This is a genomic window from Candidatus Erwinia dacicola (assembly GCF_001756855.1).
Lineage (GTDB): Bacteria > Pseudomonadota > Gammaproteobacteria > Enterobacterales > Enterobacteriaceae > Erwinia > Erwinia dacicola.
In genome coordinates this window covers 1-1,528 of the sequence record NZ_MAYS01000470.1, presented here as the reverse complement: position 1 = coordinate 1,528, position 1,528 = coordinate 1, and the positions used below count along the sequence as shown (strand labels likewise).

Here is a 1,528-nt window from a genome sequence, read left to right as displayed (position 1 = left end):
GCCTCTGCGGCCTTAACGTAGGTATAGCCGTGGTCGACAACTAACTTCGCCGCTTCGAGCTTAAGTTCTGGCGTGAAATGTTTAGCCATTGGGTCACCTGTGGTGTTGGGAAGGTGAGAATATCACCTTCCAATCAGGTGGCCAGTATCAGTGTGCCACTACAGTCCGGTTTTTGTTGACCATTACATAGGCAGGATTGAAGTGGATCATCTTCTGCTGAAGAGCATATCGCAAGATATGCGGTAGCGTACTGTTTTACCCGCATACCGATTTCAAGGTAACCGAGTGTTTCAATCTTCTTGATTGGAACCAACAGATCACCTGTATCCAACTCACCGACATCTTTGTTGCCGATATCAGGAAACAGGTAAGTTTCAAGACGAGTCCAGACCGAGCGTTGATAATCTTCTGACCAAGTGGTTTTGGTTGCAAACCAGCTTTTAGCAACGGTTTTGAACGCGTGGGTATTGTTACGCTTTTCCTGAACACTCTTGTTGTCAGCCTGTTTTTTAGCGCTGGGATCAATTGCAGAGGCTAAAAGCTTTTTGGCTTCGTCGCGCCGCTGCCTTGCGTCTGCGAGGGATACGGCAGGGTAGACGCCTATGGAAAACATCTTTTGTTTAGCTTCAAAGCGATAGCCTAACTGCCAGTATTTTGAGCCGTTAGGATGTACCAGCAGGTAAAGGCCAAACCCGTCAGTGATCTTTATCGCCTTTCAGATGGCTTTGCATTTTTAACTTTAGTATCAGTAAGTGGCATGATGGTTTCCCCTAATTGCTGGTAAGAAGAAAACCGAACCAGCTTTACCAGTATTTTTACCATCAAAGGGGTGTAGCTTCGAGTGTTTTATAATAGACGTGAGTAGACAAGCTTGAAGGGTTAACCAATTGATAGAAAGAAAAAAATAGATGTCAGTAGACATCTGGTTTCTTTAAATTGGCTCCTCTGACTGGACTCGAACCAGTGACATACGGATTAACAGTCCGCCGTTCTACCGACTGAACTACAGAGGAATTGTTGGGACGAACGGGGCCTATGATATTCCGCAGGGCGGATGATGTCAAAACTTGATTTTACGCTTTTGGTTCGACTGCTGAATAAAACAGCATGTTATGTAGAGTTGGTCGCTTTTTTCTGCAAATATCCTGCATTTGAATTGCCCGCTGCAACTTCTAGCTGGCATTACAGCGGCGGTGCACTCTTTTCGTCAGCGCGCTCACGTTTGTTTCATTTTCATATTGTGAAGCCTATTAATGGAATATGCATTCCATGCATCTTGTACGTTTGTTCCATTTTCACCCTGCACAAGGACCTACCACGCAAAAAGTCAGAATTGGATTGATCGGTACCGGCCACATCGGGCGCTGCCATGCCATTGCCCATTTACAGGCACCGACGGTATTTAACCTCAGGGGTGAACTGGTGCGCGAGATACTGTCAGAGGTCAATCCAGAGCTGGCCGCTGCCCAGGCAGCGACGCTGGGTTTCAGCCGCTCAACCGGTGAACTGGCGGTCGAGTCCGTCAAGG

1 tRNA gene and 2 pseudogenes are annotated in these 1,528 nt (G+C 47.1%); 1 reads left to right on the top strand and 2 read right to left on the bottom strand.

Annotation, left to right across the window (positions count from 1 at the left end):
* Positions 1 to 180 precede the first annotated feature (180 nt).
* Together BBW68_RS12445 and BBW68_RS12440 are read right to left on the bottom strand one after the other, a co-directional pair.
* Positions 181 to 759 (bottom strand): annotated as a pseudogene (locus BBW68_RS12445) (tyrosine-type recombinase/integrase); the annotation flags it as partial.
* Positions 760 to 937: 178 nt separating this feature from the next.
* Positions 938 to 1,013, bottom strand: a tRNA-Asn gene (locus BBW68_RS12440).
* Between the two features lie 256 nt (positions 1,014 to 1,269).
* On the opposite strand from BBW68_RS12440, the pseudogene BBW68_RS12435 reads away from it, so the two are divergent.
* Positions 1,270 to 1,528: pseudogene (locus tag BBW68_RS12435) on the top strand (hypothetical protein); the annotation flags it as partial.